This is a genomic window from Quadrisphaera sp. INWT6 (assembly GCF_015390235.1).
Classification (GTDB): Bacteria; Actinomycetota; Actinomycetes; order Actinomycetales; family Quadrisphaeraceae; genus Quadrisphaera.
This window is the reverse complement of record NZ_VUOH01000002.1, coordinates 1,034,792-1,049,756: the sequence shown is the minus strand read 5'-3', so window position 1 is coordinate 1,049,756 and position 14,965 is coordinate 1,034,792. Positions and strand designations below refer to the sequence as shown.

Genomic DNA, 14,965 nt, shown 5'->3' with positions numbered 1-14,965 from the left:
GGGGGGCCGAGGAGGCCGAGGACGCCGAGGACGCCGTCGGCGTCAGGCCCCCACGTACGCGGCCAGGTGCTGGCCGGTCAGCGTCGACCGGTCGGCGACCAGGTCCGCGGGCGTCCCCTCGAACACCACGCGCCCGCCGTCGTGCCCGGCGCCCGGCCCCAGGTCGATGACCCAGTCCGCGTGGGCCACGACGGCCTGGTGGTGCTCGATGACCACCACCGAGCGCCCGGAGTCGACGAGCCGGTCGAGCAGGCCGAGCAGCTGGGCGACGTCGGCCAGGTGGAGCCCCGTGGTGGGCTCGTCGAGCACGTAGGTGCTGCCCCGCTCGCCCATGTGCACGGCCAGCTTCAGCCGCTGGCGCTCGCCGCCCGACAGCGTCGTCAGCGGCTGCCCCAGCGTCAGGTAGCCCAGCCCCACGTCGACCAGGCGCTCGAGCACCGCCGCGGCGGCCGGCACCCGGGAGGCGCCGGCGGAGAAGAACGCCAGCGCGTCGGTCACGGGCATCGCGAGCACCTCGCCGACGTCGCGCCCGCCGTCCTCCCGCGGGCCGCCCAGCGTGAGCTCCAGCACGGACGCCATGAAGCGACGCCCCTCGCACTCCTCGCAGGGCGTGGTGACGGTGCCCGACGTCGGCAGGTCGGTGTAGATCACCCCGGCGCCGCTGCACGCGGGGCAGGCGCCCTCGGAGTTCGGGCTGAACAGCGCGGGCTTCACGCCGTTGGCCTTGGCGAAGGCCTTGCGCACCGGCTCCAGCAGCCCGGTGTACGTGGCCGGGTTGGAGCGCCGCGACCCGCGGATGGCCCCCTGGTCGACCGTCACCACGCCCTCGCGCGGGGACAGCGACCCGTGCACGAGGGAGCTCTTGCCCGAGCCGGCGACCCCCGTCACGACGCAGAGCACGCCGAGGGGGACGTCGACGTCGACGCCGCGCAGGTTGTGGGTGCTCGCCCCGCGGACCTGGACCGCGCCCGTCGGCGTCCTGGTCGTCTCCTTGAGGCGGGCGCGGTCGTCGAGGTGCCGACCCGTGAGCGTGCCGCTCGCGCGCAGTCCCTCGACCGTGCCCTCGAAGACCACCTGTCCTCCGGCGCTGCCGGCCCGCGGGCCCAGGTCGACCACGTGGTCGGCCACGGCGATGACCTCGGGCTTGTGCTCGACCACGAGCACGGTGTTGCCCTTGTCGCGCAGCTGCAGCAGCAGCTCGTTCATGCGGCCGATGTCGTGCGGGTGCAGCCCCGTGGTGGGCTCGTCGAAGACGTAGGTGACGTCGGTGAGGGCCGACCCGAGGTGGCGGATGAGCTTGACGCGCTGCGCCTCGCCGCCGGACAGCGTTCCCGAGGACCTGTCGAGGCTGAGGTAGCCCAGGCCGATCCGGGTGAAGGCGTCCAGGGTGTCCTGCAGGCCGTCGAGGAGCGGCGCCACGGTCCGGGAGGCGGGGGAGGCGCGCAGCTCGCGCACCCAGGCGGCCACGTCGCTGACCTGCATCGCGCACACCTGCGCGATGGAGAGCCCCGCCACCCTCGACGACCGCGCCAGCTCGTTCAGGCGGGTGCCCCCGCAGTCCGGGCAGGTGGTGAACGTGACGGCCCGCTCCACGAAGGCCCGCACGTGCGGCTGCATGCCGTCGACGTCCTTGGACAGGAACGACTTCTGGATAGAGGGGACGAGCCCGGTGAAGGTGAGGTTGATGCCCTCGACCTTGACCTTGGTGGGCTCGGAGTGCAGCAGCGCGTGCAGCTGCTCGGGCGTGAAGTCGCGGATGGGGGCGTCGGTGGGGAACAGGCCCACCCCCTTGAAGATGCGGCCGTACCAGCCGTCCACCGAGTACCCGGGGATGGTGAGGGCGCCCTCGTCGATGCTCTTCGAGTCGTCGTACAGGGCGGTGAGGTCGAACCCGCTCACCGTGCCGCGGCCCTCGCAGCGCACGCACATCCCGCCCTGCACCGTGAAGCTCTTGCGCTGCACGCTCTTGCCGTCGGCCTTCTCCACGGTCACGGCGCCCTTGCCGCTCACCGTGGCGGTGTTGAAGGAGAACGCCTGCGGCGAGCCGATGCTCGGGGTGCCCAGCCGGCTGAAGAGGATGCGCAGCAGCGCGTTGACGTCGGTGGCGGTGCCCAGGGTGGAGCGGGGGTTCGCGCCCAGGCGCTCCTGGTCGACGATGATCGCCGTCGTGAGGCCCTCGAGGACGTCGACGTCGGGCCGGGCCTGGCTGGGCATGAACCCCTGCAGGAAGGCCGGGTAGGTCTCGTTGATGAGCCGCTGGCTCTCGGCGGCGATGGTCGCGAAGACCAGCGAGCTCTTGCCCGAGCCGGAGACGCCGGTGAACACCGTGAGGCGGCGCTTGGGCAGCTCGACGGTGACGTCGCGGAGGTTGTTCTCCCGGGCCCCGACCACGCGGATGAGGTCGTGCCGGTCGGCGAGGGGGGCTGCGGTGGGGGCTGCGGTGGGGGCTGCGGGGGGACTGGTGCTCACGGACGACCTCCGTCGGTCGGGACCGCTCGGCTCCCCGGGCGGCGCTGCTCGGCCCACATCCTGCACCGGCCCTCCGACGTCCCCGGCACGCCGCACGGGCGGTTCCGCTCAAGCCGCCCCGGGGGAGGCCGATGGGAAGGGGGTCCTGCAGCAGGCCCCTGAGCGGAAGGACGGGCACGTGCACCTCGACGTCGTCGCCACCGCCCCAGCCAGCCCACCGAACCCCGGCACCACCCTCCCGGGCCGGCGCCGGTGAGCGCCGAGGCCCTGCCCTCCCGGATGCCCGCCGCGCCCGGCGCTGCGCTCCCCCCGCTGGAGCGCGCGCACGAGCGCGCCGCCGCGGACCACGTGCGCACCACCCGCTCGCTGGTCGACGCCGCGCGGGCCGCGTCCGAGGCCGTCCTGGTCGTCCAGGCGACCGGCGCACCCCCCGTGCTCGAGGACGCCGAGGTCCTGTGGGCCAACCGCGCCGCCGACGAGCTGCTCGTCCCCGGCAGCGGCCCCCTGGTCGGCTCCCGGGTAGGGCGTCTCCTCGCCCCCCTCCAGCCCGGGGAGCACCGGCCGACCGTGCTGCGCCCGACCCGCACCGGCCGGGCCGTCGTGCGGCTGCGCAGCGCGGACGACGACCGCGGCGAGCTGCTCCTGCGCGCGGTGCCCTCGCCCGCGGCGCAGACCTGGACCCTGCTCCTGGCGCCCGAGGGCACCGACGCCGAGCGCGCGACCCGCGAGCAGCTGGGCGCCCAGGAGCGCCGCTTCGCCGCGCTGGTCGAGCACAGCCCCGTCCCCACCATGATCGCCGAGGCCGGCCTGCGCCTCGCCCACGTCAACGACGCGCTCTGCGAGCTCGTCGACCGCACCCAGTCCGAGCTGCTCGGCACCTCCTGGACCCGCTGCGTCGTCCCCGACGACCTCGCGCTCGTGCTCGACGAGGTCACCGCAGCGCTCGCCGGGGAGCCCCGCTGCTTCGAGGCGCGGCTGCAGCGCCGCGACGGGCAGGTGCGCTGGGTGCAGCTGCGCCTGGCGCCGGTGAGCACCCCCGGGCAGGGCGCCGGCTTCGTGGCGACCGCGGAGGACTTTACCGACCGCCGCGCCCTCGAGCACGAGCTGGCCCGCCAGGCCCGGCGCTGCGGCCTGACCGGGCTGCCCAACCGCACCGCCCTGGTGGAGGAGATCGGCCGCCGGCTGCGCGCCGCGCCACCGGGCAGCTCGGCGATGACCTGCACCTTCCTCGACCTCGACAACTTCAAGGTGGTCAACGACAGCCTCGGCCACGAGGCGGGTGACCAGCTGCTCGTGGCCGTCGCCGCGCGCCTCCTGGACGCCGCGGGCCCGGACGACCTCGTGGCCCGCTGGGGCGGCGACGAGTTCGTCGTCGTCTCCTCCGGGGTGGACGACGACGGCGCCGCCCGCGGCGTCGGGGAGGCCCTCCTGGAGCGGCTCCACGAGGGCTTCGACCTCGTCGGGGTGCCCTTCACCGCCGCGGCCAGCCTCGGCGTGACCCGCGCGACCGAGCACCACCGCACCCCCGAGGACGTGCTGCAGGACTGCGACATCGCGATGTACCGCGCCAAGCGGGCCGGTCGCGACCAGGTGGCCCTGTGCGACGCCGGGGCCCGCGACGAGGCCCGCGACGCGCTGCTCATGACCCTCCAGCTGCGCGAGGCGCTCGCCTCCGACGAGCTGGGCGTGCACTACCAGCCCGTCCTCGACCTCGACGACGCCGGCGCGCTGCCCGCCGTCGAGGCGCTGGTCCGCTGGCACCACCCCGAGCGCGGCGCCGTGCCGCCGGAGGCGCTCGTCCGGTGCGCCGAGGCGAACGGCCTCATCGACGTCCTCGGCCTCCACGTGCTGCGCCGCGCCTGCCGGCAGCTGGTGGAGTGGGACCGGACCCTCGGCGCGCTGGCGCCGCGGAAGGTCAACGTCAACGTCTCCGCGATCCAGCTGCACACGGCGACCTTCGTGGCCGACGTCGCCGCGGTCCTCACCGAGACGGGCCTGCCCGCCGACCGGCTCTGCCTCGAGGTCACCGAGACGGCCCTCGTGCAGGACCACCGCACCGCCCGGGCGCGGCTGCTGCAGCTGCGCGACCTGGGCGCCTCGATCGCGCTCGACGACTTCGGCACGGGCTACTCCTCCCTGGCGCACCTGCGCCAGCTGCCGGTCGACCACCTCAAGGTGGACAGGACCTTCGTCACCGAGCTGTCCCTCGGCCACCCCGAGGTGGCGTCCGCCGTCATCGGCCTGGCGCACAGCCTCGGGCTGACAGCCGTGGCCGAGGGGGTCGAGGACGCCGCGCAGGCCGAGGCGCTGCGCTCGATGGGCGCGCGGCTGGTGCAGGGCTGGCACTACGCGCCGGCGATGGCCCCCGACGACCTGGAGCGGTGGCGCCGCGCGGGCGCGGGACGCACGAAGCCCTGACCGGCGCGCTGGCTGGTTAGGGCTCTGAGGTGCTGGTGGCCAGGCGGGGGGTCGAACCCCGGACCTTCCGATTTTCAGTCGGACGCTCTACCAACTGAGCTACCTGGCCGTGCAGGCCGGTGCTGGCACCTGCTCGAGAGGACTGGCGACCCCGACGGGACTTGAACCCGCGACCTCCGCCGTGACAGGGCGGCGCGCTAACCAACTGCGCTACGGGGCCATCGGGGCTCACACCCCGGTGACACTGGTCTTGCTGTACCCCCAACGGGATTCGAACCCGTGCTGCCGCCGTGAAAGGGCGGTGTCCTAGGCCACTAGACGATGAGGGCGGGCCCCCATGTCGAGCGTCCTAGGTCTCACACGGACGTTGACCGTCGAGGACGTGGATGAGCATAGCGGAGGTCTGAGGTGGGTACGGCACTCGGGTGAGCGCGCCCTCCCGGGCGCGCCTTCCACCAGGAGGACTGCACCTGTGAAGACCCGCGCCATCGGTGACCGGACCGTCTCGGAGATCGGCCTCGGGGGCATGCCGATGTCCATCGAGGGGCGGCCGGACCGCGAGCGGTCGATCGCCACGATCCACGCCTCGCTCGACGCCGGCGTGACGCTCGTCGACACCGCCGACGCCTACCACCTGCACGGGAACGAGGTCGGCCACAACGAGGAGCTCATCGCCGAGGCCCTGCGCTCCTGGGGCGGTGACGCGAGCAGCGTGCTCGTGGCCACCAAGGGAGGGCACCTGCGCCCCGGTGACGGCTCGTGGACCCAGGACGGCCGTCCCGAGCACCTCAAGGAGGCCGCCAGGGCGTCCGCGAAGCGGCTGGGCGTCGAGGCGGTCGGGCTGTACCAGTTCCACCGCCCCGACCCGTCCGTGCCGTACGCCGACTCCGTCGGGGCGCTCGTCGAGCTGCTCGACGAGGGCGTCATCCAGATGGCCGGCATCTCCAACGCCGACCCCGACCAGATCCGCGAGGCGAACGAGGTGCTCGGCGGGCGCCTCGTGAGCGTCCAGAACCAGTTCTCGCCGGCCTTCCGCTCGTCGCTGCCGGAGCTGCAGCTCTGCAACGAGCTCGGCATCGCCTTCCTGCCGTGGAGCCCGCTCGGCGGCATCTCCAGCGCGTCGGAGCTGGGCGGCTCGCACGCGGCGTTCCAGGAGGTCGCGCAGGCGCGCGGGGTGAGCCCGCAGCAGGTGGCGCTCTCGTGGGAGCTGTCGCTCGGCGACGTCGTCATCCCGATCCCGGGCTCGAGCCGGCCGGAGACGGCGCGGGCGTCGGCCGAGGCGTCCGAGCTGGTGCTGACCGCTGACGAGGTCAACCGCCTGTCCGCCGCCTGACCCGCCCTCCGCGGTCGCGGGGGGCCGGCCACCCGTCGAGGTGGCCGACCTCCCCTGACCGCGGTCAGGGGAGGGGGTGGGTGAGCAGCGTCGAGAGGTGGGCCCGCAGGGCGGCGGGCATGTCGGTGGGGGTCGGTCCGGCGCGGTCGAGCAGCCACTGCACCTGCAGGCCGTCCATCACCGCGACCAGCACCCGCGCCTGCACCGCCGGGTCGACGCCCTCGCGCAGGTCGCCGTCCTCGGCGGCCTCGCGCAGCGACCTCTGCGTGCTCGCGCGCGTGACCTCGTAGCGGTCGGCGAAGTACCGGTGCGCGGGGTGGTCGGGCGCGGTGGCCTCGGCGGACAGCACGCAGTAGAGCTCCACCTCGCCCGGCTCGGCGGCGTTGGCGGCCACGACCTCCACCAGCGCGCGCAGCGCTGCCGTGCCCCGGGCGCTCACCACCCCGAAGCGCTCCTCGGACACGGCGTCGCGCCGCACCAGGACCGCCTCGAGCAGGGCCTCCTTGGTGGGGAAGTGGTGCAGCAGCCCCGGGTGGGAGATGCCGCACCGCGCGGCGATCTCGCGCAGCGACGCCGACCGGTAGCCGACCTCGCCGAAGAGGGCGCGCGCCGTCTCGAGGATCTCCTCCCGGCGGGCCCGCCCCTTGGCGTAGCCGCGCTGCGGCGGGTCGGGGGTGGTGGTCATGGGGGCATCCTCGCAGGTCACGACGGCGCGGGCAGGATACTTACCAACAGGTCGGGTTTTCGCTACGCTGCGCAGCATGACCGCTCGCGACGACGCCGGCACCCCGCAGCCCACCCCGACCACCGAGGACGCCGTCGGCGCCGTCCTCGCCCGCCTCGCGCCCCAGGAGAAGGCGTCGCTGCTCGACGGCTCCGACTTCTGGCACACCCAGGGGCTGCCCGAGCACGGCGTGCCCGCCGTCATGGTCACCGACGGCCCCCACGGCCTGCGCAAGCAGCCGACCGACGGCGACCACCTCGGCCTGGGCGGCTCCGTGCCCGCCACCTGCTTCCCGCCCGCCGCGGGGCTGGCCTCGTCGTGGGACGTCGAGCTGGTCGAGCGCGTCGGCACCGCCCTGGGGGAGGAGTGCCGGGCCGAGGGGGTCGCCGTCCTGCTCGGCCCGGGCGTCAACATGAAGCGCACGCCGCTGTGCGGGAGGAGCTTCGAGTACTTCTCGGAGGACCCGGTGCTCGCCGGCGACCTGGCCGCCGCCCTCGTGCGCGGCGTGCAGTCGCAGGGCGTCGGCACCTCGCTGAAGCACTTCGCCGCCAACAACCAGGAGACGCACCGCATGAGCGTCTCCGCGGAGGTCGACGAGCGGACGCTGCGCGAGGTCTACCTCACGGCCTTCGAGCGGGTGGTGCGCGACGCGCAGCCGTGGACCGTCATGTGCTCGTACAACCGCATCAACGGCACCTACGCCAGCCAGGACCCGTGGCTGCTCACCGACGTGCTGCGCGGTGAGTGGGGCTTCGAGGGCCTCGTGGTCTCGGACTGGGGCGCCGTCGACGACCGCCCGCTCGGCGTGGCCGCCGGGCTCGACCTGGAGATGCCGAGCTCCTCGGGGGCGTCGGAGGCCAAGGTGCTCGCCGCCGTCCGCGAGGGGCGGCTGTCGCAGGACGACGTCGACCGCGCCGCCCGCCGCGTGCTGGAGCTCGTGGCGCGCTCGCAGCCCGGGCTGGCGGACCCCCGCCCCTACGACGCCGCAGCGCACCACGCGCTGGCCCGAGAGGCCGCTCAGCGCAGCGCGGTGCTGCTCAAGAACGAGCCCGTCTCCTCCCACGGCGGGGACCCGCTGCTGCCGCTCCAGCTCCCGGGCTCCGGGGTCGTCGCCGTCGTCGGGGAGATGGCCCGCACGCCCCGGTACCAGGGCGCCGGCAGCTCCCAGGTGGTGCCGACGCGGCTCGACGACGCGCTCACCGCGCTGCGCGACGGCATCGGTGACCGCGCCTCGGTGACCTTCGCCGCCGGGTACCCGCTCGAGGGCTCGCCCAGCGCCGGCGCCTCGGCGGCGGACCTCGGCGCCGAGGCGGTGGACGCTGCGCGCGCGGCCGACGTCGTCCTGCTGTTCCTGGGGCTTCCGGGCTCGTACGAGTCGGAGGGCTTCGACAGGGAGCACCTCGACCTGCCCGCCGAGCAGCTGGCTCTGCTCGACGCGCTGCTGGAGGTGAGCGACAGCGTCGTCGTCGTGCTGTCGAACGGGTCCGCGGTGCGGCTGCACCCGTGGGCCGACCGCGTGCCGGCGCTGCTCGAGGGCTGGCTGCTGGGCCAGGCGGGCGGGTCCGCGGTGGCCGACCTGCTGCTGGGCGCGGTCAGCCCGAGCGGGAGGCTGGCGGAGACGCTGCCGCAGCGCCTGGAGGACACCCCCGCCTTCGGCGCCGGGTTCCCCGGCGAGGGCGGCGTGGTCCGCTACGGCGAGGGCGTCTTCATCGGCTACCGCTGGTACGACTCGCGGCGGCTCCCCGTCTCGTTCCCCTTCGGGCACGGGCTGACCTACGCCGCGTTCCTCTACGAGGAGCTGGACGTCGAGGTGGTGGGCTCGGGTGCCTCGGCGGGCCTGCGCGTGGGGGTGCGCGTCACCAACACGGGGCGCGTCGCGGCGGCCGAGGTGGTCCAGGTGTACGTAGCCGACCCCGAGGCGTCGGTGGCCCGGCCGGACGCCGAGCTCAAGGCCTTCGCCCGCGTGGAGCTGGAGCCGGGGCAGTCGCGGACGGTGTCGTTCGAGCTGGACGCCCGGGCGCTGTCGTACTGGAGCCCGGTGCAGCGGCGCTGGGTGGTCGAGGGCGGCGCGTTCGAGGTGCGCGTGGGCGCCTCGTCGCGCGACGTGCGGCTGCGCGAGGCCGTGCAGGTGACCGGCGAGGACCTCACCCCGCCCGTGGCCGTCGAGGCCGAGATCAGCACCTGGCTCGACCACCCGGTGGCCGGCCCGGCGCTGCGGTCGGTCCTGGAGCGCGCCGGCGGCGGGTTCCTCGGGATGCTCGACGACCCGGACCACGGCGCGATGTTCCGCGCCATCCCGCTCGTGCGGATGGCGCGCTTCCCGGGCTTCCCGGCGACCGAGGCCGAGCTGGAGGGCATCGCCGCCGAGGCGAACACCCCCTCCCGGCCGTGATCATGGGCTTCCGGAGCACTGCCGCGTCGTGATCATGGGAGTTCGGAACACCTCGGTGGTGGTGAAAGGACCGCCGCCGTGCCGGACACGCGCCAGGGTGAGGACCGTGGCCCGCGACGACGACGCCGGTCGGCGCGCCCGCTACGAGGCGCTGGCCGACGAGGTGCTCGAGCCGCTGCGCCGCTACCTCGCGCGCCGCGCCACCTCCGGCACCGCCGACGACGCCCTCTCCGACGCGCTGCTGGTGCTCTGGCGCCGCCTCGACGAGGTGCCGGAGGGCGAGGCGGCGCTGCCCTGGTCCTACGGCGTGGCCCGGTGGTGCCTCGCGAACGCCGAGCGCGCCGCGCGCCGGCAGCGGTTCCTGGCCCGTCGGGTCGCCGCCGTCGACCCGCCCGCCGAGGTGCTGCCGCCCGCCGACGACGAGGTCGGCGGCGTGGACCCGGCACCAGTCCGCGCGGCGGTGGCCTCCCTGCGGCCCGCCTCGGCGGAGGTGCTGCGCCTGTGGGCCTGGGAGCAGCTCGCCCCCGCGGACATCGCCGTGGTGCTCGGGGTGACGCCGAACGCCGTCAGCATCCGGCTGCACCGCGCCAAGAAGGAGCTGGCCGAGCAGCTGCGAAAGGACGCGGCCGCCGGCGGACAGGTCGGAGCAGGAGGTGGGGCCCGGTGAACGACGACGAGCTGCAGGCGCTGCTGCGCGGCGCCGACCCCGCGACCCGCCTCCCGCCCGCTGACCGGGCCTGGGTCACCGACCACCTGGAGGACGCCGTGATCACCACCCGCCCCACCCCCGTCGACGAGGCCCACGACGCGGCCGGCACGGCTCGAGCGGCCCGACGGCGCCGCCCCTGGCTGGTCGGGACGGCCGTCGCGGTCGGGGTCGCCGCGGCGGCCGCCGTCGTGACGCCGGTGGTGCTGTCACGGGCTCCGGGGCTTCCCGCGGTGTCCACCACCCTGACCGCAGCCGGTGGGGGCGGTGGTGCCGCCTTCGACTGTCCGCCTGTGGCACAGGTGCTCCCCACGACCGACACGGCCTTCCAGGGGCGCGCGGTCCAGGTCGACGGTGACCGCGTGCTGCTCGCCGTCGACAGGGTCTACCGGGGCGAGCCGGGGGAGGGCGTGGCGCTCGTCGCGGACCAGCAGGGGACGGCCAGCACCGTCGGAGGGTTCCCGTTCGAGGTGGGGCAGGAGTACCTCGTGTCGGCCTCCCAGGGCACGGTCGCGGTCTGCGGGGGGTCCGGTCCGGTCACGCCGGAGCTGCAGGCCGAGTACGACCGGGCCTTCGGCGGCTGAGGTCCGCCGGGGGCGTCCCGTCGAGCATGCACACGACGACCGGGGACGGTCTTGTGGGCCCGTCTCTCGCCCTCGTGCATGCCCGACGGGACGGCGCTGTCCCTCGGCGGGAGGCTGGGGTGTGACGCCGGACGGGCAGAAGGGCCCTCGACGGGGCCGTGAGGGCCGCCGAGCGGGGTTCTGCCCGTCCGGCATCACCGGCCACCCCGGCTGACCGCGCGTGCGAGGGTGGGCCGGTGCCCGTGGAGATGAGCGAGGAGGAGTTCGAGGACGCCGTCGCCGACGGCCTCGACGCCCTGCCGGAGGAGCTCACGCGGATGATGAGCAACGTCGTCGTGCTCGTCGAGGACGAGCCGCCCGAGGGCGAGGACGACCTGCTCGGCCTCTACGAGGGCATCCCGCTGACCGACCGCGACTCCGGGTGGGACGCCGGGGCGCTGCCCGACCGGATCCTCGTCTTCCGCGGCCCGACGCTGCGCGCCTGCGAGACCCGCGATGAGGTGGTCGAGGAGGTCGCCGTCACCGTGGTGCACGAGGTCGGCCACCACTTCGGCATCAGCGACGAGCGCCTGCACGAGCTCGGCTGGGCCTGACGGCCGTCCCTGGGGGGATCTGCGCCAGAAGGGGGGCCGGGGCTCAGCGGCGCCTGGCGCGGCCCGAGGTCTGGGAGGGGTTGCGCAGCAGGTCGAGCACGGCCCGCTCGACGGCGCCGTGCGTGCCCGGCTCCCCGAACGCGGCGCCCTCGCCCAGGTCGGTGAGCGCCGGCTCGATCGTGGTGCCGTCCTCGAAGAGGTCGATGAGCCGCGGGTCGACGTAGGACGCCCGCGCCACCGCCGGGGTGTTGCCGAGGTACTCCGACACCTCCCGCACGGCCCGCGCGACGGCCTTCTGCCGCGCCGTCGGCGACTCGGCGGCGTGCGTCGAGACGGCCAGCGCCACCGCGGCCAGCACCGTGGCGTGCCAGGTGCGGAAGTCCTTGGCGGAGACGTCCTCCCCGCCGAAGGCGGCTTTGACGTACTCGTTGATGTCGGAGCTGGTGACGTCGTGCCAGCCGGCGGAGTCCTTCCACGCCAGCAGGTCGTCACCGCCGCCGCGCCGGCGCCTCATGACGCCGACGGCGTCGTGGACGGAGGCGTCGACGAGGCGCAGCGTGCGCCGCTTGCCGTGCTTGGCGGTGTAGTCGAACACCACCGCGCCACCGGTGAGGCGCGCGTGCTGCTTCTCGATGGTGGCCAGCCCGTACGACTGCCCGCTCTCGACGTACCCCTCCCCGCCGATGCGGAAGAAGCCCAGGTCGAGCAGCCGGAAGGCGCAGCCGAGCGCCCGCGCCCGGGGCATCCCGGGCAGGGCCAGGTCGGCGGCCGCGCGCGACCGTGCCGCGGGCAGCCGCTCGGCCACTTGCAGCACCCGCTCGAACTTCGCGCGGTCGCGCTGGAGCCGCCACTGCGGGTGGTACAGGTACTGGCGCCGGCCCGCCTCGTCGGTGCCGACGGCCTGGATGTGCCCCTCGGCCCGCGGGCAGATCCAGACCTCCCTCCACGCCGGGGGGATCACGAGCGCCCTGCAGCGCTCGCTTTCGGCGCTCGCCAGGCGCGCACCCCGGTCGTCGAGGTAGGTGAACCCCGACCCCGAGCGGCGCCGCGTCCAGCCGGGGGTGTGCGGCGAGACCGTGACGAGCTCGACCTCCACCAGCTCCTCGACGGTGACGGCGCTCACGGTCGGGTCACCCCTTCAGGGGGTCGTTGCCCCAGTTCATGAGCGAGTAGCGCCACTTCGAGTGCTCGACGTCGTCGTCGGGGCCGCCCTGCGCCGCGTGGCGCTTCACGTACCCGACCACCTTGTGCATGTGCTCGACGTCCTCGTCGGTGAGGTCGTCCTTCTTCGTCCGGAGGACCTCCACGATCCGCCGTCCCGAGGCGTGCCCGGTCGACTCCCCGGACCCGCCGGACTTCTGCCCGACCTCGCCGGACTCGTCGGTCTCGAGCCAGTCCTCCAGCTCCTTCGCCGTCATGTTCACGGCGCTCTTCCAGTCGTCCCAGACCTCGTCGAGTCCCTCGGGTCGCGTGCTCACCGGCCGATCGTCCGTCGGGCCGCGCGGGTCCGCACGTCCGGCGACGCCCGGTCGGCGGGCATGCTGGGGCGGTGCTGGTCACCAACCACGTCCTCGCCGGTGCGGTCCTGGGCGCCGGGCCCCTGGCCCAGCGCCCCGTGCAGGCGTTCCTCACCGGCGTCGTCTCGCACTTCGTGCTCGACCAGGTGCCCCACTGGGGGGACGACCGCCGCAGCGTGTTCCTCGTCACAGCGGTGGCCGACGGTCTCGCGGGCCTGGCCGCGATCGGCCTCGTGGCGCGGGCGAGCCGCCGCGACCGCCCGGCGGTCCTCGTGTCCGCCCTCGCGGGGATGGCGGGCGGGGCCTTCCCCGACCTCGACAAGCCGAGCGAGCTGTTCTTCGGGCGCTCGCCCTTCCCGGCGCGCTGGGACGCCTTCCACGCCCGCATCCAGCGGGAGTCGCCCCGCCGGATGCCGCAGGAGGTCGTCGTCGCCGCGGGGCTCGGGGCCCTGGTCGCGCTGCTGCTGCGCCGCCGCAGCGCCTGAGGCGAGCGCAGGACGACGCCGGGCCCGCTCCCCAGCGGGGAACGGGCCCGGCGGCGTGCGGGAGGGGCGTCAGCGCGCGGTGAGCTCCTGGCGGGCCTCAGCGGCACCGGCCTCGCGCTCGGGGGTGCCCGGCGCGGTGGTCTCCATCAGCCTCTGCAGGCGCGACAGCGAGCGGGACACCTGCGAGCGCACCGACGGACCGCCCACCAGCGGCAGCGCCGCGGCGGCGTGCTCGACGACGCCGTGGGGGCCGCCGTGCGCCGGGGAGAAGCGGACGGTGACCTCGGACGTGACCGCGCCCGGCAGGCCGTGGACCTCGGCCTCGTAGTGGCCCTGGCCCTCGACGTCCCACTCGACGCGGTCCATCACCGGGCCGTCGACGCCCCCGGTCAGGCCCGGGAGCCCGCCGTGCTCGTGCAGGTGCAGGGCGATCTCGGGGGCGGGGCGCGCCACGGGCAGCGTCTCGACGACCGTCCACTCCGGGCCCGGCTCGCCGAGGCGGCCGATGGGGGTGGTGGGCCGGTCCATCACCGGGCCGCTGGTGCCGGAGCCCGCGCCCCGGGCGCGCAGCGCGAGCCAGGCGAGGACGCCGGCCACCCCGGCCAGCAGCACGACGGGGACGGCGGAGCGACGCGGAGAGTCCACGCGCCCGATCATCGCTGGCCGAGGCGCTCCCGGCCACCCGCGGGCCCGCCCCTCGCCCGCACGGCCGTGCGGGCGGGCCGCTGCGGTCAGCCCCGGTCCTCCCACCGGCCTAGCCTCAGCCGCATGGACCTGCGCCCCCTGCCCGCGGTGGCCCCGGGGGCGCCCTTCCCCCGCGAGCTGTGGCTGCTGCGCCACGCCGAGAGCGAGGCCAACCTCGCCACCGCGAAGGCCTGGCGCGACGGCGCGGAGGTGCTCGACCACGACGCCGACGAGGAGGTGGCGCTCTCGGCGAGGGGCCGCCAGCAGGCCGAGGACGCCGGCCGGCAGCTCGCCGCGCTGGACCCGTCGCGGCGACCCACCCGCGCGCTCGTCTCGCCCTACCGCCGCACCCGGGAGACGTTGGAGATCGTGGTCGCGACCGGGGGCCTCGACCTCCCGGCCGCGACCGACGAGCGGCTGCGGGAGCGCGACGTCGGCCAGTTCGACAGGCTGACCGGCGCCGGCCTGCGGGTCCGCCACCCGGACGAGGCCGCGCGCCGCCGCCGCACGGCCAAGGCCTGGTACCGAGCCCCCGGCGGGGAGAGCTGGGCCGACGTCGCCCTGCGGGTGCGCAGCCTGGTGGGCCTGGTGCTCCCGCGGATGGACGGCGAGCGGGTGCTCCTGGTGACGCACCAGGCGGTGGTCATGGCGTTCCGCGCCGTCCTGGAGGGGCTGGAGCTGGACGAGGCCGTGGCCATCGACCGCGCGCACCCGCAGCCGAACACCGCGCTCACCCGGTACGCGGCGGGGCCGTCGGGGGTCGAGCTGGTCGAGTACGCCCACCCCCTGGCCGACGCGCCGCTCGGGGTGCCGGACGGTCCGGGCGGTGGCAGCGTCGCCCCATGAGCGAGCAGAGCGCGACGCCGCGCGACGAGTCGATCGACCCCGACGGCGACCCGGCGAACCTGCCGTCGCCCCCCGACACCTCGGGCACCCCGCCGAAGGACGTCAGCGACACGGCCTCCGTGCAGGACGACCCCGACGACCAGGACGACCCCGACGGCGACCCGGACAACCTGACCTCCAAGCGCTGACCGCACCGACCCTCCAGACCGCAGCC

At 75.4% G+C, this 14,965-nt stretch carries 14 protein-coding genes and 3 tRNA genes; 9 read left to right on the top strand and 8 right to left on the bottom strand.

Going from position 1 to position 14,965, the window contains the following annotated elements:
• Window positions 1-42: 42 nt before the first annotated feature.
• Window positions 43-2,469, bottom strand: coding sequence for an excinuclease ABC subunit UvrA (locus F1641_RS23150; RefSeq protein WP_194904773.1), 2,427 nt, complete (start codon window positions 2,467-2,469; stop codon window positions 43-45).
• A gap of 252 nt (window positions 2,470-2,721) precedes the next feature.
• Between F1641_RS23150 and F1641_RS09800 the strand changes: the two genes are divergently transcribed.
• Window positions 2,722-4,887, top strand: a complete 2,166-nt coding sequence (locus F1641_RS09800) for a bifunctional diguanylate cyclase/phosphodiesterase (protein WP_194904771.1) — start codon at window positions 2,722-2,724, stop codon at window positions 4,885-4,887.
• Between the two features lie 33 nt (window positions 4,888-4,920).
• On the opposite strand, the gene F1641_RS09795 is transcribed toward F1641_RS09800, so the two are convergent.
• The 3 genes from F1641_RS09795 to F1641_RS09785 form a co-directional block, all read right to left on the bottom strand.
• A tRNA-Phe gene (locus F1641_RS09795) sits at window positions 4,921-4,996 on the bottom strand.
• 34 nt (window positions 4,997-5,030) lie between these two features.
• Window positions 5,031-5,107, bottom strand: a tRNA-Asp gene (locus F1641_RS09790).
• A 36-nt stretch (window positions 5,108-5,143) separates the two neighbouring features.
• Window positions 5,144-5,216 (bottom strand) — tRNA-Glu (locus F1641_RS09785).
• Between the two features lie 143 nt (window positions 5,217-5,359).
• Between F1641_RS09785 and F1641_RS09780 the strand changes: the two genes are divergently transcribed.
• Window positions 5,360-6,220: an aldo/keto reductase gene (locus F1641_RS09780; RefSeq protein ID WP_194904769.1), complete on the top strand. Its 861-nt coding sequence runs from the start codon at window positions 5,360-5,362 to the stop codon at window positions 6,218-6,220.
• A gap of 64 nt (window positions 6,221-6,284) precedes the next feature.
• Here F1641_RS09780 and F1641_RS09775 read toward each other — a convergent pair whose 3' ends face one another.
• The gene (locus F1641_RS09775) at window positions 6,285-6,905 is read right to left on the bottom strand and encodes a TetR/AcrR family transcriptional regulator (protein ID WP_194904767.1); all 621 of its coding nucleotides are present in this window, start codon (window positions 6,903-6,905) and stop codon (window positions 6,285-6,287) included.
• Between the two features lie 76 nt (window positions 6,906-6,981).
• Between F1641_RS09775 and F1641_RS09770 the strand changes: the two genes are divergently transcribed.
• From F1641_RS09770 to F1641_RS09755, 4 genes are all read left to right on the top strand, one after another.
• Window positions 6,982-9,336 (top strand): glycoside hydrolase family 3 C-terminal domain-containing protein, encoded by a 2,355-nt coding sequence (locus tag F1641_RS09770; RefSeq protein WP_194904766.1) that lies wholly within the window; start codon window positions 6,982-6,984, stop codon window positions 9,334-9,336.
• A gap of 106 nt (window positions 9,337-9,442) precedes the next feature.
• Window positions 9,443-10,003 (top strand): RNA polymerase sigma factor, encoded by a 561-nt coding sequence (locus tag F1641_RS09765; RefSeq protein WP_206690813.1) that lies wholly within the window; start codon window positions 9,443-9,445, stop codon window positions 10,001-10,003.
• A complete protein-coding gene (locus F1641_RS09760) occupies window positions 10,000-10,626 on the top strand; it encodes a hypothetical protein (RefSeq protein ID WP_194904762.1) in 627 nt (208 codons plus the stop codon). Before F1641_RS09765 ends, F1641_RS09760 begins: the two co-directional genes overlap by 4 nt.
• A 248-nt stretch (window positions 10,627-10,874) precedes the next feature.
• Window positions 10,875-11,219, top strand: coding sequence for a metallopeptidase family protein (locus F1641_RS09755; protein ID WP_194905137.1), 345 nt, complete (start codon window positions 10,875-10,877; stop codon window positions 11,217-11,219).
• A 43-nt stretch (window positions 11,220-11,262) separates the two neighbouring features.
• Here the strand turns inward: F1641_RS09755 and F1641_RS09750 are convergent, their stop codons facing one another.
• Together F1641_RS09750 and F1641_RS09745 are read right to left on the bottom strand one after the other, a co-directional pair.
• Window positions 11,263-12,342, bottom strand: coding sequence for a DNA topoisomerase IB (locus tag F1641_RS09750; protein ID WP_206690812.1), 1,080 nt, complete (start codon window positions 12,340-12,342; stop codon window positions 11,263-11,265).
• A gap of 7 nt (window positions 12,343-12,349) precedes the next feature.
• On the bottom strand, window positions 12,350-12,697 hold the full coding sequence (locus F1641_RS09745) for a DUF3140 domain-containing protein (protein ID WP_194904760.1): 348 nt from the start codon (window positions 12,695-12,697) through the stop codon (window positions 12,350-12,352).
• Window positions 12,698-12,768: 71 nt separating this feature from the next.
• Here F1641_RS09745 and F1641_RS09740 point away from each other — a divergent pair, with 71 nt between their 5' ends.
• Window positions 12,769-13,221: a hypothetical protein gene (locus F1641_RS09740; protein WP_194904758.1), complete on the top strand. Its 453-nt coding sequence runs from the start codon at window positions 12,769-12,771 to the stop codon at window positions 13,219-13,221.
• Between the two features lie 69 nt (window positions 13,222-13,290).
• Here the strand turns inward: F1641_RS09740 and F1641_RS09735 are convergent, their stop codons facing one another.
• Entirely contained in the window at window positions 13,291-13,866 is a 576-nt protein-coding gene (locus F1641_RS09735) for a hypothetical protein (protein ID WP_194904756.1), read from the bottom strand.
• Between the two features lie 123 nt (window positions 13,867-13,989).
• Here F1641_RS09735 and F1641_RS09730 point away from each other — a divergent pair, with 123 nt between their 5' ends.
• On the top strand, window positions 13,990-14,751 hold the full coding sequence (locus F1641_RS09730; protein ID WP_194904754.1) for a histidine phosphatase family protein: 762 nt from the start codon (window positions 13,990-13,992) through the stop codon (window positions 14,749-14,751).
• Window positions 14,748-14,939: a hypothetical protein gene (locus F1641_RS09725; RefSeq protein ID WP_194904752.1), complete on the top strand. Its 192-nt coding sequence runs from the start codon at window positions 14,748-14,750 to the stop codon at window positions 14,937-14,939. The genes F1641_RS09730 and F1641_RS09725 overlap by 4 nt, the downstream gene beginning before the upstream one ends.
• Window positions 14,940-14,965: the final 26 nt, after the last annotated feature.